Here is a 17,346-nt window from a genome sequence, read left to right as displayed (position 1 = left end):
GGCGGACCTGTCGGACCCGCCGCCCGTCGCGCCGCCCCCTGGACCCGTCCCGGCACGCTCGCCCGACGGCCGACTCTTCTGACGCCGTCGCGCCCGACGACGACGGTCCGCGAGGCCTACCGGTCCGCCGAGGGTGCCCCGGGCTCGTCCGTCGGGCCGTCCGTCGGGCCGTCCGTCCCCGCCTCGTCGACGCGGAAGATCTCGTCGATCGCGCGGTCGACGTCGGACTCGGGGGACGCACCCCGCGCGACGTAGGCGGTCGCGTCGTCGAGGTCGTCGGCCGTGGGCAGCAGGTCGGGGTGGCCCCACGCGGCGTCGCGCGCGTCGGGGCCGCCGTCGGCCGCGAGCCGTGCCCAGAGGGCCGCGGCGTCGCGTGACCGGCGCGGCCGCAGCTCGAGACCCACGAGGGTCGCGAACACGTCCTCGGCCGGGCCCCCGGCTGCCCGGCGGCGGCGCATCATCTCGCGCAGCGCCGCGGTGTGCGGCAGGTGCGGCGCCGTCGCGGCCGCGCTGACCTCGTCGACCCAGCCCTCGACGAGCGCGAGCGCCGTCTCGAGGCGGGCCAGCGCGGCCTGCTGCTCGGGCGTCGTGCCGAGGGAGAACACGCCGCCCGAGAGGGCCTCCTGGAGCGCCGTCGGGTCGGTGGGGTCGATGGACCGGACCGCCTCCTCGAGCGTGTCCGTGTCGATCGTGATGCCGCGCGCGTACGCCTGGACCGCCCCGAGGAGGTGCGCCCGGAGCCAGCCCACGTGCGTGAAGAGCCGCGCGTGCGCGGCCTCCCGGACCGCGAGGAAGAGGCGCACCTCGTCGGCGGGGACGTCGAGGCCCTCCGCGAACGTCGCGACGTTGCGGGGCAGCAGCGCGGTGCCGCGACCGGACGTCAGGGGCAGCCCGATGTCGGTGGTCCCGAAGACCTCGCGGGCGAGGGTCCCGGCCGCCTGGCCGACCTGCATGCCGAAGACGGCGCCGCCGAGCTGACGCATCATCGACCCGGCGCCGGCGAGCGCGCCCTCGGCGCCGCCCGCGCCGCCGAGGGCCTCGAGGCCCTCGGGGACCTGGGTCGCGAGGGCCGCCGCGAGCGCGTCCGCGACGGACGACGCGACGGGCTCGGCGAGCGTGCGCCAGGTGCCGAGCGTGTGCTCGACCCACTCCGAGCGGCTCCAGGCCTCGGCCGGGCCGCCCGCGGGTGGCAGGCTCGTGGCGGTGTCGAGCCACAGCTCGGCCACGCCGAAGGCGGTGGCGACCTCGCGTCGCTCGGCCGCGGACACGCTCGGGTCGCCCTCGGCGACGGACGCCTGGCGCGCGAGGTCGTGCGCGAGGTCCCAGTTCACCGGGCCGTCGCCGCTCGCGGCGAGCATCCGCTGGATCTGGCCGAGCACCTGGCCGAGCGCCGCGGGGTCGGACGGGAGCCCGGCCGCCGCCGCCATCGCGCCCAGGTCGAGGGGGGTGCCGTCCGGGCCGGTGAGGCCGAGGGCGCCGAGCCCGCCGCGCTCCGACATCTCGCGCAGGACGGCGTCCGCGTCGGGGCCGAGCACCTGACGGAGCAGCTGCTCCCACTGCGGGGGCACGTCGGGTCCCGGACGGTCGTCGGCTGGCGGCGTGCTCATCGGGGCGCTCCTGAGACGATGGGCTGGGACGGTCCACGGTAACCACACAACGACGGCGGGGAGGCGGGGGTGCCCGAGGTGAGCGGTCCACTTCGCTCTGGGCGCAGCGGCGCGCCCGACGGCGCGACGCCCGCCGGCGACGTCGTGGTCGTGGGCGGCGGACCGATCGCCACCGCCGTCGTCAACCGGCTGGCCGCCGCCGGCGCCGGCAACGGGTCCGGCACCGTGCGGGCGCTGCCCGACCTGCCCGAGCGGTCGCCGGGCAGCGCGCTCGCGGGCGCCCGCGTCGTGGTGCTCGTGGCGGACCCGGCCGACCTGTCGGCCGCGCCGTCGGGGACCGGCCCGGGCAGCCCCGCCGAGCGCCGGGCCGCGGCCGTCGCGCTCGCCCAGCGCACGGTCGCGGGGGCGCGGGCGGCGCGGGTCGAGCAGGTCGTCGCCGTCACGTCCGCGATGGTCCACGGCGCCGCGCCGGACCGGCCCGTGATCCACGACGACGACGCGCCGCTCACCACGCCGGGTCCCGGACTCGTCGGGGACCTCGTGGCGGTCGAGTCGGTCCTCGCGCGGGCCGCGGCCAAGCGCGGCCCGCGCGCCCCGCGCGTCGTGGTGCTGCGCCCGGCCGCCGTCGTCGGGCCCGGCGTGGACACGCTCGTCACGCGGCACTTCGCCGCGCCGCGCCTGCTCGTGGTGCGCGGCGTCGAGCGTCCATGGCAGCTCGTGCACGTGGACGACGTCGCCTCGGCGGTCGAGGTCGCGGTGCGCGAGCGGTGGAGCGGGGCGGCGACGGTGGCCGCCGAGCCGGTGCTGCACCCGGACGAGGTCGTGCGCGTCGCGGGCATGCGGCGCATCGAGCTCGCGGCGGTGACGGCGTTCGGCACGGCGGAACGGCTGCACCGCGTCGGCGTGCTCCCGGCGCCCGCCGAGGAGCTCGCGTTCACCGTCTACCCGTGGACCGTCGACCCGGCCCGGCTGCGGGCGGCCGGGTGGGAGCCCGCGCACGACGCGCGCGCCTGCCTCGACGTGCTGATCGCGGGCGTGCGCGGACGGGTCGCGCTCGGGGGCCGCCAGGTCGACGGGCGCGACGTCGCCCTGGGCGCGGCGGGCGCGGCCGTCGCCCTCCTGGGCACCGCCGCCGTCTGGAAGCAGGCGCGCACCCGGCGCTACGGGTGACGACCGGCGCCGGGGGATGATGGGGCCGTGACCCACCCGACGGACCCCGGCGCGCCGCCGCCTCCGCCCGCCGCCGCGTCGCCCGCCGCGCCGTCCGCCGGGCCGCGGGACCCGTCAGCGCAGCCGCCGGGCCTGCCCGAGTGGGCGGTGCCCGTCGCGCTGCTCCCGGACGCGGAGCGCGACCCCGGGCCCGCGCCGCTCACCCCGCGCGCGATCACGGCGTCGGTCGCGACGGTCGCGACGGCCCTGCTGCTCTCCGCCGCCGCGGCGCTGCCGCTGCCCTACGCGGTGCAGTCGCCCGGTCCCACGCGGGACACGCTGGGCGAGGAGGACGGCACGCCGCTCATCTCGGTCGCGGGCGAGGAGACGTTCGAGTCCACGGGTCGCCTGCTCCTGACGACGGTGCAGGTCGCGGGCGGCCCGCGCAGCCCGGTCGGCCTCGTGGACGTCGTCGGCGGGTGGTTCGACGGCACCGTCGCGGTCTCGCCGGTCGAGCTCGTGTTCCCGCCGGACGAGACGAGCGAGCAGGTCGAGGAGCGCAACGCCGCGGCGATGGTGAGCTCGCAGGAGAACGCGACGGTCGCCGCGCTCGAGGAGCTCGGCTACGAGGTCCCCACGCGCCTCGCCATCGAGGCCGTCATGGAGGGCTCGGGCGCCGACGGCGTCATCGAGCCCGAGGACGTCGTCGTCGCCGTCGGCGGCACGCCGGTCGACGCGTTCTCCGAGCTCAGCCGCGAGCTGGACGAGGTCACGCCGGGCGACGCCGTGACGATCGGCGTGGAGCGCGCGGGCGAGCGGGTCGACGTCGAGGTGACCACGGGCGACGACGGGCGGGGACGTGCGCTGCTCGGCGTCTTCATCGACCCCGAGTTCGACCTGCCGGTCGAGGTGACGATCGAGATCGAGAACATCGGCGGGCCGAGCGCGGGGACGATGTTCGCGCTGGGGATCATCGACCGGCTCACGCCGGAGGACGAGACCGGTGGCCTGACGATCGCCGGCACGGGGACCATGGACCTCGCGGGCGACGTCGGGCCCATCGGGGGCATCCGCCAGAAGCTCGCGGGGGCCCGCGACGCGGGCGCGACCTGGTTCCTCGCGCCCGAGGAGAACTGCGACGAGGTGGTCGGGCACGTGCCGGACGGCCTCGAGGTCGTCCGGGTCGCCACGCTCGCCGAGGCGCGCGCCGCGATGACGGCGATCGGTGCGGGCGAGGGTGCGGACCTGCCGCGCTGCTGACCGGCGCGCGCTGCCGGTCAGAGCAGCGTGGCGCCCACCGCGTGCACCAGGCCGGGCACGAGGTCGGGCCCGCCGCCGACGGCGTCGTCCGCGTCGTTCTGCCGCGTGCGCACCGCGCACCACGCCTCGCCCCCGCGCATGACGCCGACGGCGATGCGCACGTCCTGCCGGTCGGGGTGGGCCATGAGGTAGGCGACCGCCTCGTCGGGCTCCGCGGGCATCGCGTCCTCGGCCGCGGGCGGGAGGACGACGCGCTCGACGACGAGGGCGGCGCCGTCGACGGTCTCGGGCCAGGACAGCCGGGCGAGCAGGTCCTCGAGCGACGACGCGTCCGGCAGGTCCTCCTGCTCGACCGACGTGAGGTGGTGCGGGTCGCGGCGCGCGCGGGCGACGACCTCGGCCGGCAGCTGGGCCTCGAGGCCGGGCTCGGTCTCGAGCGCGCGGCCCGTCGCGACGAGCGCGAAGACGCGGACCGGGCCGTCCCAGCCCGCGCCCGCGACGTGGCGCTCGATCTCGTGCACCGCCTCGGCGAGCGAGGCGGTGCCGGCGGGCAGCGTCGGGCGGTCGGTGCTGCCCGCGGACCCCTCGGTCGCGGCGGGCTCGGGCGTGGCGGCGGTGGGCTCGTTCATCCGGTCATGGTCGCAGGCGTGTGGGAACCTGTGCAGCGGCAGGGACGTTCACCCCGTGACCGGCACGCGCGCGCCCCGGCGCGGTGCGCCCGGGGCCCCGGACGGCGTCCGGCGCCGACTGCACCCGCTCGACCGACGGAACAGGTACTGACGACGTGACCTTCGCACCCACCCCGCGCCCGGCAGCACGCCCCGGGCCACGACGTCGAGGAGCGCTCGGCCCGACCATCGTGGTCCTGGTGATCGCGGGCATCCTGCTGATGATCACCGCGCAGGTCTGGACCGAGGTGCTGTGGTTCGACCAGCTCGGCTTCGTCGAGGTGCTGCGCACCGAATGGCTGACGCGCGCGGCCCTGTTCGCCGCCGGCTTCCTGCTCATGGCGGGCGCCGTGTACGCGTCGCTGCAGATCGGGTACCGCACGCGGCCCGTGTACGCGCCGTCGACGCCCGAGCAGGCCTCGCTCGACCAGTACCGCGAGATGATCGAGCCGCTCCGCCGCCTCGTCATGATCGTCGCGCCGCTCGTGCTCGGCTTCTTCGCCGGCGCCGCGACGTCGGCGCAGTGGGCGGACGTGCTGCTCTTCCTCAACGGCGGCGACTTCGGCACCCGGGACCCGCAGTACGGCCTCGACCTGTCGTTCTTCATGTTCGACCTGCCCGTGCTGCGCTTCGTCGTGTCCTTCCTCATGGCCGTCGTCGTCATCGCGGGCATCGCGGGCGTCGCGACCCAGTACCTCTACGGCGGGCTGCGCCTCGGCGGCACCGGGGAGCGCACCACGCCGGCGGCACGCGTGCACCTCGGCGTCACGGCGGCGCTCGTCATGCTCCTCATCGGCGCCAACTACTGGCTCGACCGCTACTCGCTGCTGACCAAGGCGGGCGACCTCATCCAGGGCGCGTCGTACTCCGACGTCAACGCGGTGCTGCCGTCGAAGGCGATCCTCACGGGCGTCGCGGTGCTCGTCGCGGGCATGTTCGTCGTCGCCGCGGTGCGCGGCAACTGGCGCCTGCCGACGATCGGCGTCGGGCTCATGGTGGTCTCGGCGATCGCGATCGGCGGCATCTACCCCGCCGTCGTGCAGCGGTTCCAGGTGGTCCCCAACGCGCAGGAGCTCGAGGCCGAGTACATCCAGCGCAACATCGACGCGACGAAGGCCGCGTTCGACCTCGAGGACGTCGAGGTCACGCCGTACAACGCGACGCTCGAGGCCGAGCAGGGCGCGCTGCGCGAGGACGCCGAGACGGCCGCGAGCATCCGCCTGCTCGACCCGGCGATCGTCAGCCCGTCGTTCCGCCAGCTGCAGCAGAACAAGCAGTACTACAACTTCCCCGACACCCTCTCGGTCGACCGGTACGAGATCGACGGCGAGAGCCGGGACACCGTCATCGCGGTGCGCGAGCTCAACCTCAACGGCCTGGGTCAGGACCAGCGCACCTGGGTCAACGACCACACGGTGTTCACCCACGGCTTCGGGGTCGTCGCCGCCTACGGCAACACGACGGCGGAGGACGGCCGGCCTGCGTTCTACCAGGGCGGCATCCCGTCGGAGGGCTCGCTCGGCGACTACGAGCCGCGCATCTACTTCGGCCAGAACTCGCCCGAGTACTCGATCGTCGGCGCCCCCGAGGGCACGGAGCCGTGGGAGCTCGACTACCCGGACGACGCCGCGGGCGGCCAGGTCAACACGACCTTCCCGACCGACGAGTTCGCGGCGGGCCCGAGCATCGGCAACCTGTGGAACCAGCTGCTGTTCTCGCTCAAGTTCGGCTCGGAGCAGATCATGTTCTCCGAGCGCGTCACCGAGGACTCGCAGATCCTGTTCGACCGCGACCCGCACGACCGGGTCCAGAAGGTCGCGCCGTACCTCACGCTCGACAGCCGCGCGTACCCCGCCGTCGTCGACGGCCGGGTGCTGTGGATCGTCGACGGCTACACGACGGGGGACATGTACCCGTACGCGGCGTCCCGCCCGCTCGACGACGTCACGGCCGACGCGCTCACGGCGACGTCGGACACGATCGCCGCGCTCGCGCCGCAGGAGGTCAGCTACCTGCGCAACTCCGTCAAGGCGACGGTCGACGCGTACACGGGCGAGGTGACGCTCTACGCGTGGGACGAGGAGGACCCGATCCTCGCCGCGTGGCAGGAGATCTTCCCGGCGTCGATCGAGCCGATGAGCGAGATCAGCGGCGAGCTCATGAGCCACCTGCGCTACCCGGAGGACCTGTTCAAGGTCCAGCGGAACCTGCTTGCGACGTACCACGTCGACTCGGCGGCCGAGTACTACTCGGGCCAGGACTTCTGGCGCAACCCGCAGGACCCGGTCACGGAGTCGCTCACGCAGCCGCCGTACTACCTGACGCTGCAGATGCCCGAGCAGGACGAGCCGACGTTCTCGCTGACGTCCACGTTCATCCCGGGCGGCAACACCGACCGCAACGTCCTCACGGGCTTCCTCGCCGTGGACGCGGAACCGGGCGACGCCGACGGCGAGCGGCGCGAGGGGTACGGCCAGCTGCGGCTGCTCGAGCTCCCGCGCAACACGACCGTCCCCGGCCCTGGCCAGGTGCAGAACAACTTCAACTCGAGCCCGGAGGTGTCGCAGAACCTCAACCTGCTGCGACAGGGCAACTCGACCGTCGTCAGCGGCAACCTGCTGACCCTGCCCGTGGGCGGCGGCCTGCTGTACGTGCAGCCGGTCTACGTGCAGTCGTCGCAGGGCACGCAGTTCCCGCTGCTGCAGCGCGTCCTCGTCTCCTTCGGCGAGCAGATCGGCTTCGCCGAGACGCTCGAGGAGGCGCTCGACCAGGTGTTCGGCGGCGACGCCGGCGTCGAGGGCGTCCAGCCGGGTGAGGACGCCGAGGAGGTGCCCGACGCGCCGGTCGACGGCGAGGCACCCGAGGTGACCGACCCCGACGCGACGGCCTCGCCGAGCCCGACGCCGACGGCCGAGCCGACGACGCAGCCCACGACGGCGCCGTCGGGCGACGCGCGGGCCCGCCTCGACGCGGCGCTCCAGGACGCGCAGTCGGCGATCCAGGAGGGTCAGTCGGCCCTCGCCGAGCAGGACTGGGTCGCGTACGGCGAGGCGCAGGAGCGCCTGCAGGCCGCGCTCGAGGCGGCCGTCGCGGCGGAGGCGGAGCTCGAGGGCTGACCGCACGAACGCAGGAGCGGTGACGCGGAGGGTTGGGGGCGAGTTGACAGGGCCACCCGCCGCCCCGGAGGGGTCACCCCCCCCCCCGGCCGGGGGGTGGGTGGGGGGGGGGGGTCCGCCCGGGGGGGCCCCCCCACCCCTCCGCCGTCCTGGGCGACCGCCGCGCGTGGCGGCGAGCGTGCGTGACGTCACAGCGCGGGAGGGCTCGGGCGATTTGCTCCGGGCTCCGGGCGGCACGTATGGTTACGGCACCGACGCGGGGTGGAGCAGCTCGGTAGCTCGCTGGGCTCATAACCCAGAGGTCGCAGGTTCAAATCCTGCCCCCGCTACTGTGGGAACCTGCGAACGCAGGTTTACGCGAAGGCCTCCCGGGATCACCCGGGAGGCCTTCGTCGTCTCACGGCCCGCTGACCTGCAAGGACGCACCGGTGCCGGCCCGTCTGTACGTGAGCCTGCGGCTGCCGGGAAGCCCGCGCGGCCGCTACCGCGCCCCTGAAGACCACATCAGCGCACACCCTTTGCGCGGGCGTCCTGGGCATGCACGCCCCCTGCCACCCCGTCCCTGGCCTGCGCCAACGCACCAGGACAACGACGGCCCACGTGTGCACCGGGTGGGTGTCCCAGCACCAGGCGCCCCAACGGGAGCCCCTGCGTCTCGCCGCGAGCGGGCTCACGGGCCGGCCACGCAGAGCTGCACGTGCGGTGATTGCGGCACCCCCAAGACTCATCACGGTCCCCCTGCGAACGCGGCCAACCCGGCCGCCGGAACCAGGAGCACCACCATGGCCACCGCAACCCTGACCCGCGGCCTCGACCGCGACCAGTGGCTCGACCGCCCCACCCTCGCCACCCTCATGGGCAAGGTCGAGGACACCGTCCGGCGCATCCAGCGCGACGAGAACCTCCCGACCCGCCTCGGTCCGAACAACTGCGTCCTGCTGCGCCTGGGCGACCTCATCGACCTCGGCCGCATCCCCGCCGCGGTCCTGGACCCCGAGATCAGCGCCCGCGAGGTCGCCGACGCCATCGCCCTGCGCGCCGAGCTGGAGGACCTGCGCCGAGTCCACGCCGAGCTGCTCGGCCGCCACACGGAGCACGAGCAGCTTGTCACCGACCTGCGGGCGCACCTGGCCACGCAGGCCGCGTTCATCGCCGACCTGCGCGCCACCACGGCGGTGGCCCGGTGAACGCCCCGCTTCGCCTGCTGCGCGACCTGCCGGCCGTCCCCGCGCACCCCTGGTCGCCCTGACCGATGGCCACCCGATGCTTCTCGACGCCGCGGACTGCGACCTCATCGCACTGGTCAACGCCGGGACCCAGATCCTTGACCCGGCGACCGACCCGGACACCGTGACCCCGGCCACCATGCTGGTGGCCTGGTACGTCCACCACGTCGGCACGATGCGCCGCACTGACGGCGACCGGTCGAACAACCTCGCCAGCAACCTCAAGCGCTACCACCTGCCCTTCCTCCTCGAGCTCGCCGCCTCCAAGCCGATCGACCAGCGGGGCGTCGCGGACCTGTGGTTCGCCGAGGCCGAGAAGCTCGCCCGCGTGCTGTCCGGCGAAGACCGCCTCCCGGCCGCCACCGTGGCCGGAGATCTCCTGCGCCGCAGTCCGCTGACCTGCGTCTGGCTGACCGTTCTGGACGCCGGTGCCGTCAGCCACGGAGGGGCGCAGGCGCATGGTTGTCACGCTCTAAACATCAAGGGGGGCAAGTGACCGGCACCGAGTTGACGATCGGGGACCAACGTCGCGCCGCGTCGCTGGTCGCCGAGGCCACAACGCCGATTGACGCAACGCTGACGGACCTGGCGAAGACCATCTCCACGTCCATGTCCGGCTTCGCGGGCGGAGCCGCAGCAAGCTTCATCGCCGCGGTGGAGGAGTGGTTCACCGTCGCGGGCCAGCTGATCCCGACGCTGCACTCGTACGCCGACAAGTTGGTCGCAGTGGACGCGACCGTTGCCGCGCAGGAACAACAGCAGCAGACCGCTTATGCACGCCTCGCCGCCCGCCTGGGAGGCATGACCTATGAGTGAGCGCAGCCTCATCGTGCGCCTCGGCGCCCTTGAGGAGATCGAGACAGCGCTCACGGACGCCAGCCGCTCCATCGAGCAACAGATCACCACGCTGCTCGCTCAGGTCGACGCCCAGATTGCCGGCTGGGACCCGGCGACACCGTCGCGGGCTGCAGAGCAGGCCTATCAGCAGCAACTTCGGGCTGGTGTCGCTCGCCTCACCGAAGCCCTCGCAACGGTGAAGATTGCGCTCGCGGGCGTGCGCGAAGACGGTCGAGACACTGAAGTGCGAAACGCCGCTCTCCTGGATTAGGCCCCATCGCCCTCAACCTCCGCTTGGCGCGCGCGCCGCGCAGTGTGAACCGTTCCGGGTTCCATAGAGGCTCGGTTGTGCCGCGCTGAGCGTCTCGCGGCGGTGATCACGGCAGGGGTTAGTTTCGTGCTCGGCGGGTGGGATGTCGCCGAGCTCGGTGTGCAAGCGGTGTGGGAACCGTCGCCGCGACTTCACCCAGGCGACGGCTGTGCCGAGGCAGCGGGACGACGTACCTTCCGGACAGTCACACGGACATGTACCCGGGGAGCTGGCCTCGCAGGGAGCGTCACGGGACGCCGACGTGTACGCCGCGGCGAACAGCCCGCCTGTCTGCGTGGAGTCAACACGACTCAAGAGCGCACGTGGGCTCTGTCCCCGCCGGGTGCCAGGATGACCCCACGTCAGAACCACGGAGGTGAACGTGCCCGACGCGAGCGCAGCAGCACGCGCCAAGCACACGGTCGTGGACCAGACCGCGCGCCTGCTCGACTTCCTCGCAGCACTCGCCCGTGACGTCGGGCCAGCACCGGTGCGCGACATCACCACCTACGGCGACCTCCTGTGGCCCGACGCCGTCCCACAGCACCCAAAGGTCCGGCTCGGACCAAGCGGCGAACACGCAGAATGGCTGCGCGTCGATCGACTCCCCGCCCCCACCCCGCCCGAGCTCCCCGCCGCCCTCGTGGAGCACGTCGACCCCGCCACCGTCACCGACCCACGAGACCAGCCCTCACTTCGGGCTGACCCCGAACTCGACGCCTGGCTCGCATCCATCGACCAACAGCGCGACGAATCGGCCGACGAGCTCACCATCGAGACCCTTGCACGCGCCGACGCACTGTGCCACGAACGCCAAGAACGCGCAGCCACACTCGCACAGTGGATCACCACCACATGGACCCCTTGGGCCTCGGGCGCCGTCGTCGTAGTCGAGGCGCGCGAACTCTACGAGCGGTTGTACGCCATGCACCTTCGCGCCGAGCGCGACGAGGCGACCCACGAGGTTGTCTGGGGCCGCGCGGTCCTGTCATGGGCGCCGCCAGGCGCACGTATCCGCACACCAATCCTCACCGTGCCGGCGACCATCGACATCGACCCCGCGACCGGCACCATCAGCGTGAGCCCCGAGCGTGCCATGGAGCTCGAACTCGACGCCGTCGAAGGCCTCAACCTCCCAGGCGTCGAGGAACTGGCAGGACTACGCAGCCAGCTCCGCGACGCACCGCCCAACCCGTGGTCGCAAGCCACAATCGACGCCGTCCGGATGTCCTTCACCGCCCCACTCGGGCTCAACGCGACACTCACCGACGGCTCCGACCTACCGGCCGCCGGTCCCGACCCCGCCGTCAACGACGGATGGGTGTTGTTCATCCGCCCGCGTCCCATGCGACACGAGCGGTTCTACACGGAGCTTGCCCACGTCCTGACCGACAAGCAGTTCCTACCCGAGGCGCTCGCATCGATAGTCGCCGAAGAACATCAGGTCGCCCGAACGCTCGTCGAACTCGGACAAGCCGACGGCGCCAGCGACACACAACCAGTCCGCCTGCTCATGCCGCTGCCCACCAACACGGAACAAGAGCGCATCGCCCGGCAACTCGCGTCATCGCGAGGAGTCACCGTCCAAGGCCCCCCGGGAACCGGCAAGTCCCACACCATCGCCAACCTCGTCTCCCACCTCGTCGCCGAAGGCAAGCGCGTCCTGGTCACCGCACAGAATGAGCAGGCGCTGTCCGTACTGCGCGACAAGATCCCCGCAGAGATGCGCGACCTCGCCGTTGCCGTCCTCGGATCGACCCCCGCAGCCATGGACCAAGTCAGAGCCTCAGTCCAGACCGTCATGGACTCGGCAGCATCCCTCGACCCAACCACCGAACGCCGACGCATCGACGAACTCGCACGCCAAATCGACACAGCACGCGACGAGCAGCGCCTCACCGACCTCGCCCTCGTCGAAGCGCTCCGCTCCGAAAGCCGCGAGTTCCCACTACCTACCGGCCCAGCCCGAGCAGCCGACGTAGCCGCATGGGTCAGCTCAAACCAGCACCTCAATCTCATCGCAGACCCCCTCACGCCGGACGCGACGATGCCGTTGTCGGCCGACGACCTCCGCGAACTCTTCGCGTTCGCCACTGACATCGACCCCACCGACGCCGGTGCTGCCCTCGCAGAACTTCCAGCCACCAGCGAGTTGCCCACCGCAGCCACGCTCACCGAACAGCACGCAACCCTCGACCGGCTCCGAGACACCGTCGCCGACCTCGAAGTAGCCGGCCTTCGGGCGCACGCCCTGGACGCCTCATCACCGGAGAGCCTCGCCTCGCTCGCCGACCGAGCGCGACGCGGCGCAGACGACCTCACCGCCATCTCCGGCACCTGGGAGACCTACGTCGGCCAGGCGCTCGTGCGCTCCCCAGGCTTCAGGGAGCACTGGACGACACAGCTGTCCGAGCTCCGAGCCGACGTCGACTTATGCATGCAGTTGCGCCGAGGCCTCATCGGGCGCGACGTCGTCGTGCCCGACGGCGACCACCGCCTCCAGAACCAGACACTCGACGCCCTCGAAGCTCGATTCGCTGCCGGGCAAGGTGTCCCTAAGCTCCTCGGCGGGAAGGACCTTCGCGCCCTGCACGCCACCGTCCGCATCGACGGCCTCGAGCTCCGCACAGTCGAAGAGGTCGGGCTCGCCCGCGCCCAGATTGCACTGCGGGTAGCGGAACGAAAGCTCGCCACCCGCCTCACACAGCTCGCCGAAGGCACACCCCTGCCGACCTTCCCCGCCAGCGCAGGCTTCCTCGCTGCCGTAGAGGACTTCCTTGCACAGCTGACGCGGGTCTTCGACTGGCACGATCGCACCGCTCCAGCTCTCACCTCCGACCTCGCGCGCGTCCTGACCACTCCAGCACCCACCTCGACGCCTTCATCGCTGCGAGCCGCAGCCGACACCCTCGACGCCGCTCGATCGAGATTCGAAGAGCAGCGCCTCAGCAGTGAACTGGCAGCGCTCGCAGACCGAGTGAACGCGGCCTCCCAGACGACCGGCGCCTCCCCGCTGTGGTCCGTCCTGTCCTCCGCGCTCGCCCGCCGCGACTTCGCGGCGTGGGAAGCAGCACTACAAGAGGCGTCCCGGCTCGCATCCCTGCGACCCAAGGTGCTGCGCCGGGCAGCCCTCGACACCCGCCTCGCGGCCGCCGCACCCCTCTGGACCAAGGCCATCCTCACCACCCGTGCCGACCCCGCCGTCGTCGGTCACCCGCACGACGCCGCCGACATGTGGCGGTGGCGTCAAGCCCGCACGTGGCTGAACGACCTCCACTCCGGGCCACAGATCGACGCCCTCATGGCGCAGTCCCTCGCAAGCGCAGCTGCCCTCGAACGCCTCGTACTCAAGATGGCGAACCGCTCAGCACGCTTGTTCCTCCGACTCAACCTCAAGGACACCCAGCGCCGAGCCCTGTCGGCATGGCTGAACGCGCTCGGACGCCGCGGGAAGGGCACAGGCAAGTACGCCCCCTACTGGGAGGCGCAAGCCCGAGACCTGCTGCCCGTAGCCATGGGCGCCGTTCCGGTGTGGATCATGCCGATCCACCGTGTCATCGAGAACTTCGACCCGACCAGGTCCGAGCTGTTCGATGTCGTCATCGTCGACGAATCATCCCAATGCGACCTGCTGTCGGCCGGCGTCCTGGCCCTCGGGCGCAAGGCGGTCGTCGTAGGAGACGACAAGCAAACCTCGCCCGCTGCCGTGGGCGTCGACCGTGAACGGGTACGCGCGCTCCAAGACGTCCACATCCCCGACGTCGACCACCGCCAGCTGCTCACGCTGGACGAGTCGCTCTACTCGATCGCCGAAAGAGCCTTCCCATCGGTGATCATGCTGCGTGAGCACTTCAGATGCGTGCCGGAGATCATCGAGTTCTCCAACCGCTACTACGACGGCGGCATCCGGCCTCTCCGTGAGCGCAAGTACCCGCAGATCGGCCCACCCCTGCGCGCCGTCAGGGTGCCCGGCGCTGCGGTCCGCACGGGCTCGAGCACCGTGAACCGCATCGAAGCGCAGGCTCTGGTCGACCAGGTGCTTCAATGCGCCGCCGACCCCGCCTACGAAAACCTGACCTTCGGCGTGGTCGCCCTTCAGTCCGGTCCTCAGGCTCAGATCATCGAGGCGATGCTCATGGAGCAGCTCGGCGTGGAGGAATTCCAGCGTCGCCGGCTGCGGGTCGGGAACGCCGCCAACTTCCAGGGCGACGAGCGACACGTCATGTTCCTGTCGGTCGTCGCGGACTCAAACTCCTACGCGGCTACACGGACCGGCGACAAGCAGCGCGTAAACGTCGCCGCGTCCCGTGCACAGGACCAGCTGTGGGTCTTCCACTCGGTGGACCCCTCGACCCTCCACGCCGATGACGAACGCCGCGCCCTCATCCAGTACGCCGCGGACACGCCACGCGGCGCGAACAACGACGACATCTTCGACCTCGCCGAGTCCGGATTCGAGCGAGACGTCATGAGCGACATTGTCCGCCGCGGCTACCGGCTCGAGCCGCAGTACCGCGTCGGTGCCTACCGAATCGACATGGTCGTGCACGCCGCACAAGGCGAACGCCTCGCGGTGGAGTGCGACGGTGACCAGTTCCACGGGCCCGAGCAATGGGACAACGACATCCGGCGTCAGAGAGTCCTCGAACGACTCGGATGGTCGTTCTGGCGGGTGCGCGCGTCCTCGTACTACCTCGATAGAGAGACCGCGATGGCTCCGCTCTGGGACCGCCTGGAGCACATGCGGACGCGCGCTGATGCAGCAGCCGCCCGTGAGCAGGAGCGCGCTGCACGCGCCGCCGCGGAAGCCGCCCAACGCGAACAAGAACGCGAAGCCGAGGTTGACCAAGAAGTGGCGCTCAACCATGAAGCGGCGCAGTGGTACGAGCCGCCCGGTGAGGCCGCGTCGTACTCGCTTCGCTCTGCGGAGGCACCCCGCGACGGCGCGACCGCCGCAGCAATCCGCGAGTGGGCGCGAAGCCAGGGCTACGAGGTGGGCTCTCGCGGCCGTCTACGGCCTGAGGTGATCGCGGCATACGACCAAGCGCACCCAGAGGGCGACTGAGCAGCCCCGACGTCGTCCACACAACTGAGCGAGGGCTCCGCCCCAAGTGGCGTCATTGCCAGCGAAGCTCCGCGCACGCTTGGCCGCAGTCCAGCGCCGCGCCCGCCTGCGACGGGCGGACTCAGAGCAGGGCCGGGGCGGGTTCCGCCACAGCCGCGTGAAGTCGGTGACGCGATCAGAACTGGGCATGAGGCGGTCCTCGCTGGCCTTGCCAGCCAACCTGACGCCGCCGTGCCAAGGTGCCCTTCTTCGCCCGCTGCACACCGTCGCGAGCAGCGGCAGCTCGAGCCGTGTGATCGGTCACTGACGCCGGAAGCAGCGGCCGCCGGCAGCTCCACCAACGTCGGTTGCGCAGCCTGTGCGACGAGTGCCTTTCCGCCGATCCAGGGCCACCTTGGTCCCGCCGCCTGGGGGACGAACGGTCACCCTGTCAGTCGTCCAACGCAGCGTCGGACGACCCCGGCCTGCACAGCCGGTGCCATCGAGTTGCACTGGCGGCGGAGGTCGTTGTCCTCCGCAGCCACCGCGGCACGCACACACGTGCGTCGTCGAGTCACCGAGGCCAACGCCCCGAACCAGCGATCATCGACCACCGTCCTGGCGCGATCACGCGATCGCGGCCAGCGGTGCGACTTCACCCATCGAAAGGCTGTGACGAGTGAGCGCGACGGCGTAACTTCGCGAGCAGTGCCGAAGGTCCGTCGCCGCAGGGGAGTGAGCGCGTGCAAGAGCCGTCGGCGCACACGAAGGTGTACGTCCGCGGCGACGGCCCGATCTACCACGCCGACCCCCAGTGCACGGCGCTTGCGGCTCTCAACTCCGATGACGCGATCGGTACATGCCGCGCTGACCACGCGTACCAGTCTTGCCTCAACCCGTGCCCCTCCTGCGGCCGCGAACTCGCCGACTCCCTGAAGGTCACCCTCGGCACAGTCCCCAGTGGCGAACGCAAACGCCGCTCACGCCCGAAACTCCAGCCACTGCCCATCGCTGCAAGCACATCCACGAGCCATCTGCGCATCACAACGGGACGCGACTACGACCCCGGCCAGGTCACTGTGCCCTACGGCGCGCCAAGCTCCGCCCACGACCTCCGATTCGACAACGCGAGCCGTGTCGGGTGGGGAGCGGCCGCATACGGCCAGAACCACGAAGAGTTCCTGGGCGAACGCACCGACGACGACAACGACTGGCGTGGCGGCAACAACTACCTCGACTGACGACCACACGACCGGGCCGCACACCCGATGCGTGTCACCGGCCGCTGCAATGCTCCGGCCACACCAGCCGACGAAGGAACCCCGATGCCTCAACTCGCCGCCGAACGACAGTGGCATACGTACGTCGAGGGCAACGTCCACGCTTGCATCGACCAGCTCACCGGCCAAGGCCCCCATACAGGCGACGCCGGAGCGGACGTGCACGCCCGAGCCGTCCCTCGCGGTAAGCACGCCAGCACCCCAGCCGACGCAAAGGGCCTCGAGCTCGACCACGTCGTCCTCCTCGAACCTGCCGCGTTCCTCCGCGCCTACGACGACGAAGCCCAAGCCGCCCGAGCGCTCCACGTCGCACACACCCGAGCCACCCGCCTCACCATCACCCACCGCCTCCCACTCCCGTACGGCATCACCACCGACGCAACCGAGGCACCGGCATGACCGGCAAGGGACTCGGCATCAACAAGGACCTCGAACCACTCGTCCGCGCCGTCCGGCGCGCCGGCGGGACCGTCGAAGTCACGGGCAGCACCCACGTCCGCTGGACCATGCCGGGCGGCACCGTGATCCACAGCGGACTCACCATGAGCACCGCCACCGCCCGCATCAAGCAGCGCGAGATCGAGAAGGCCCTCGCCCCGACCACACCCGACCAAGGTGCCCAGCGCCCCTACACGATCGCCACCGACCCCCGCGGCAAGTACCTGATCATCGACAACGCCACCGGGACGACGGTTCCCAACAAGCAGGGATACGCCCGCACGTTCGGCACCCAAGACGCAGCACGAGTCGCCATCACGGAGCTGCTGCGCACAAGAACCCAACCCTGAGCACCGGCCAGCACCCACAAGCCCAACTCGAAGAGACACCACCCATCCATGTGCCATGGCA

Annotated in this window: 13 protein-coding genes and 1 tRNA gene; 12 read left to right on the top strand and 2 right to left on the bottom strand. The window is 72.0% G+C overall.

Features of this window, described 5'->3' with window-relative positions; genetic code table 11:
* Nucleotides 1-116: 116 nt before the first annotated feature.
* A complete protein-coding gene (locus JIG38_RS14950) occupies nt 117-1,607 on the bottom strand; it encodes a zinc-dependent metalloprotease (RefSeq protein WP_199424617.1) in 1,491 nt (496 codons plus the stop codon).
* A 69-nt stretch (nt 1,608-1,676) separates the two neighbouring features.
* Between JIG38_RS14950 and JIG38_RS14945 the strand changes: the two genes are divergently transcribed.
* Nucleotides 1,677-2,777 carry a Rossmann-fold NAD(P)-binding domain-containing protein gene (locus JIG38_RS14945; protein WP_307844955.1) on the top strand — a complete coding sequence of 367 codons (1,101 nt, stop codon included), beginning with the start codon at nt 1,677-1,679 and terminating at the stop codon, nt 2,775-2,777.
* 27 nt (nt 2,778-2,804) lie between these two features.
* Entirely contained in the window at nt 2,805-4,016 is a 1,212-nt protein-coding gene (locus JIG38_RS14940) for a YlbL family protein (RefSeq protein WP_307844954.1), read from the top strand.
* Nucleotides 4,017-4,033: 17 nt separating this feature from the next.
* Here the strand turns inward: JIG38_RS14940 and JIG38_RS14935 are convergent, their stop codons facing one another.
* Nucleotides 4,034-4,645 (bottom strand): PPA1309 family protein, encoded by a 612-nt coding sequence (locus tag JIG38_RS14935; protein WP_233405066.1) that lies wholly within the window; start codon nt 4,643-4,645, stop codon nt 4,034-4,036.
* 155 nt (nt 4,646-4,800) lie between these two features.
* Between JIG38_RS14935 and JIG38_RS14930 the strand changes: the two genes are divergently transcribed.
* From JIG38_RS14930 to JIG38_RS14885, 10 genes are all read left to right on the top strand, one after another.
* A complete protein-coding gene (locus JIG38_RS14930) occupies nt 4,801-7,800 on the top strand; it encodes a UPF0182 family membrane protein (protein ID WP_199424616.1) in 3,000 nt (999 codons plus the stop codon).
* 255 nt (nt 7,801-8,055) lie between these two features.
* A tRNA-Met gene (locus JIG38_RS14925) sits at nt 8,056-8,129 on the top strand.
* Nucleotides 8,130-8,582: 453 nt separating this feature from the next.
* Nucleotides 8,583-8,987 carry a hypothetical protein gene (locus tag JIG38_RS14920; protein WP_199424615.1) on the top strand — a complete coding sequence of 135 codons (405 nt, stop codon included), beginning with the start codon at nt 8,583-8,585 and terminating at the stop codon, nt 8,985-8,987.
* 76 nt (nt 8,988-9,063) lie between these two features.
* The gene (locus tag JIG38_RS14915) at nt 9,064-9,522 is read left to right on the top strand and encodes a hypothetical protein (RefSeq protein WP_199424614.1); all 459 of its coding nucleotides are present in this window, start codon (nt 9,064-9,066) and stop codon (nt 9,520-9,522) included.
* Entirely contained in the window at nt 9,519-9,842 is a 324-nt protein-coding gene (locus JIG38_RS14910) for a WXG100 family type VII secretion target (RefSeq protein WP_199424613.1), read from the top strand. Before JIG38_RS14915 ends, JIG38_RS14910 begins: the two co-directional genes overlap by 4 nt.
* Nucleotides 9,835-10,134, top strand: coding sequence for a hypothetical protein (locus JIG38_RS14905; protein WP_199424612.1), 300 nt, complete (start codon nt 9,835-9,837; stop codon nt 10,132-10,134). Before JIG38_RS14910 ends, JIG38_RS14905 begins: the two co-directional genes overlap by 8 nt.
* A 415-nt stretch (nt 10,135-10,549) precedes the next feature.
* A complete protein-coding gene (locus JIG38_RS14900; RefSeq protein WP_199424611.1) occupies nt 10,550-15,238 on the top strand; it encodes a PDDEXK-like endonuclease domain-containing protein in 4,689 nt (1,562 codons plus the stop codon).
* A gap of 722 nt (nt 15,239-15,960) precedes the next feature.
* Nucleotides 15,961-16,458: a hypothetical protein gene (locus tag JIG38_RS14895; protein ID WP_199424610.1), complete on the top strand. Its 498-nt coding sequence runs from the start codon at nt 15,961-15,963 to the stop codon at nt 16,456-16,458.
* Nucleotides 16,459-16,542: 84 nt separating this feature from the next.
* A complete protein-coding gene (locus JIG38_RS14890) occupies nt 16,543-16,896 on the top strand; it encodes a hypothetical protein (RefSeq protein ID WP_199424609.1) in 354 nt (117 codons plus the stop codon).
* Nucleotides 16,893-17,285, top strand: a complete 393-nt coding sequence (locus JIG38_RS14885) for a hypothetical protein (RefSeq protein WP_199424608.1) — start codon at nt 16,893-16,895, stop codon at nt 17,283-17,285. Before JIG38_RS14890 ends, JIG38_RS14885 begins: the two co-directional genes overlap by 4 nt.
* The last annotated feature ends 61 nt before the right edge of the window (nt 17,286-17,346 follow it).

This window comes from Actinotalea solisilvae, from assembly GCF_016464425.1.
GTDB classification, from domain to species: domain Bacteria; phylum Actinomycetota; class Actinomycetes; order Actinomycetales; family Cellulomonadaceae; genus Actinotalea; species Actinotalea solisilvae.
Note: the sequence above shows the minus strand (reverse complement) of the source record. Positions and strands in the feature narration are given on the sequence as shown.

Bases quoted from the DNA above. Each gene is read 5' to 3' on its own strand.
- JIG38_RS14905 (WP_199424612.1), top strand. From the start codon at position 9,835: ATGAGTGAGCGCAGCCTCATCGTGCGCCTCGGCGCCCTTGAGGAGATC.
- JIG38_RS14890 (WP_199424609.1), top strand. From the start codon at position 16,543: ATGCCTCAACTCGCCGCCGAACGACAGTGGCATACGTACGTCGAGGGC.
- JIG38_RS14935 (WP_233405066.1), bottom strand. From the start codon at position 4,645: ATGAACGAGCCCACCGCCGCCACGCCCGAGCCCGCCGCGACCGAGGGG.
- JIG38_RS14885 (WP_199424608.1), top strand. From the start codon at position 16,893: ATGACCGGCAAGGGACTCGGCATCAACAAGGACCTCGAACCACTCGTC.
- JIG38_RS14920 (WP_199424615.1), top strand. From the start codon at position 8,583: ATGGCCACCGCAACCCTGACCCGCGGCCTCGACCGCGACCAGTGGCTC.
- JIG38_RS14950 (WP_199424617.1), bottom strand. From the start codon at position 1,607: ATGAGCACGCCGCCAGCCGACGACCGTCCGGGACCCGACGTGCCCCCG.
- JIG38_RS14915 (WP_199424614.1), top strand. From the start codon at position 9,064: ATGCTTCTCGACGCCGCGGACTGCGACCTCATCGCACTGGTCAACGCC.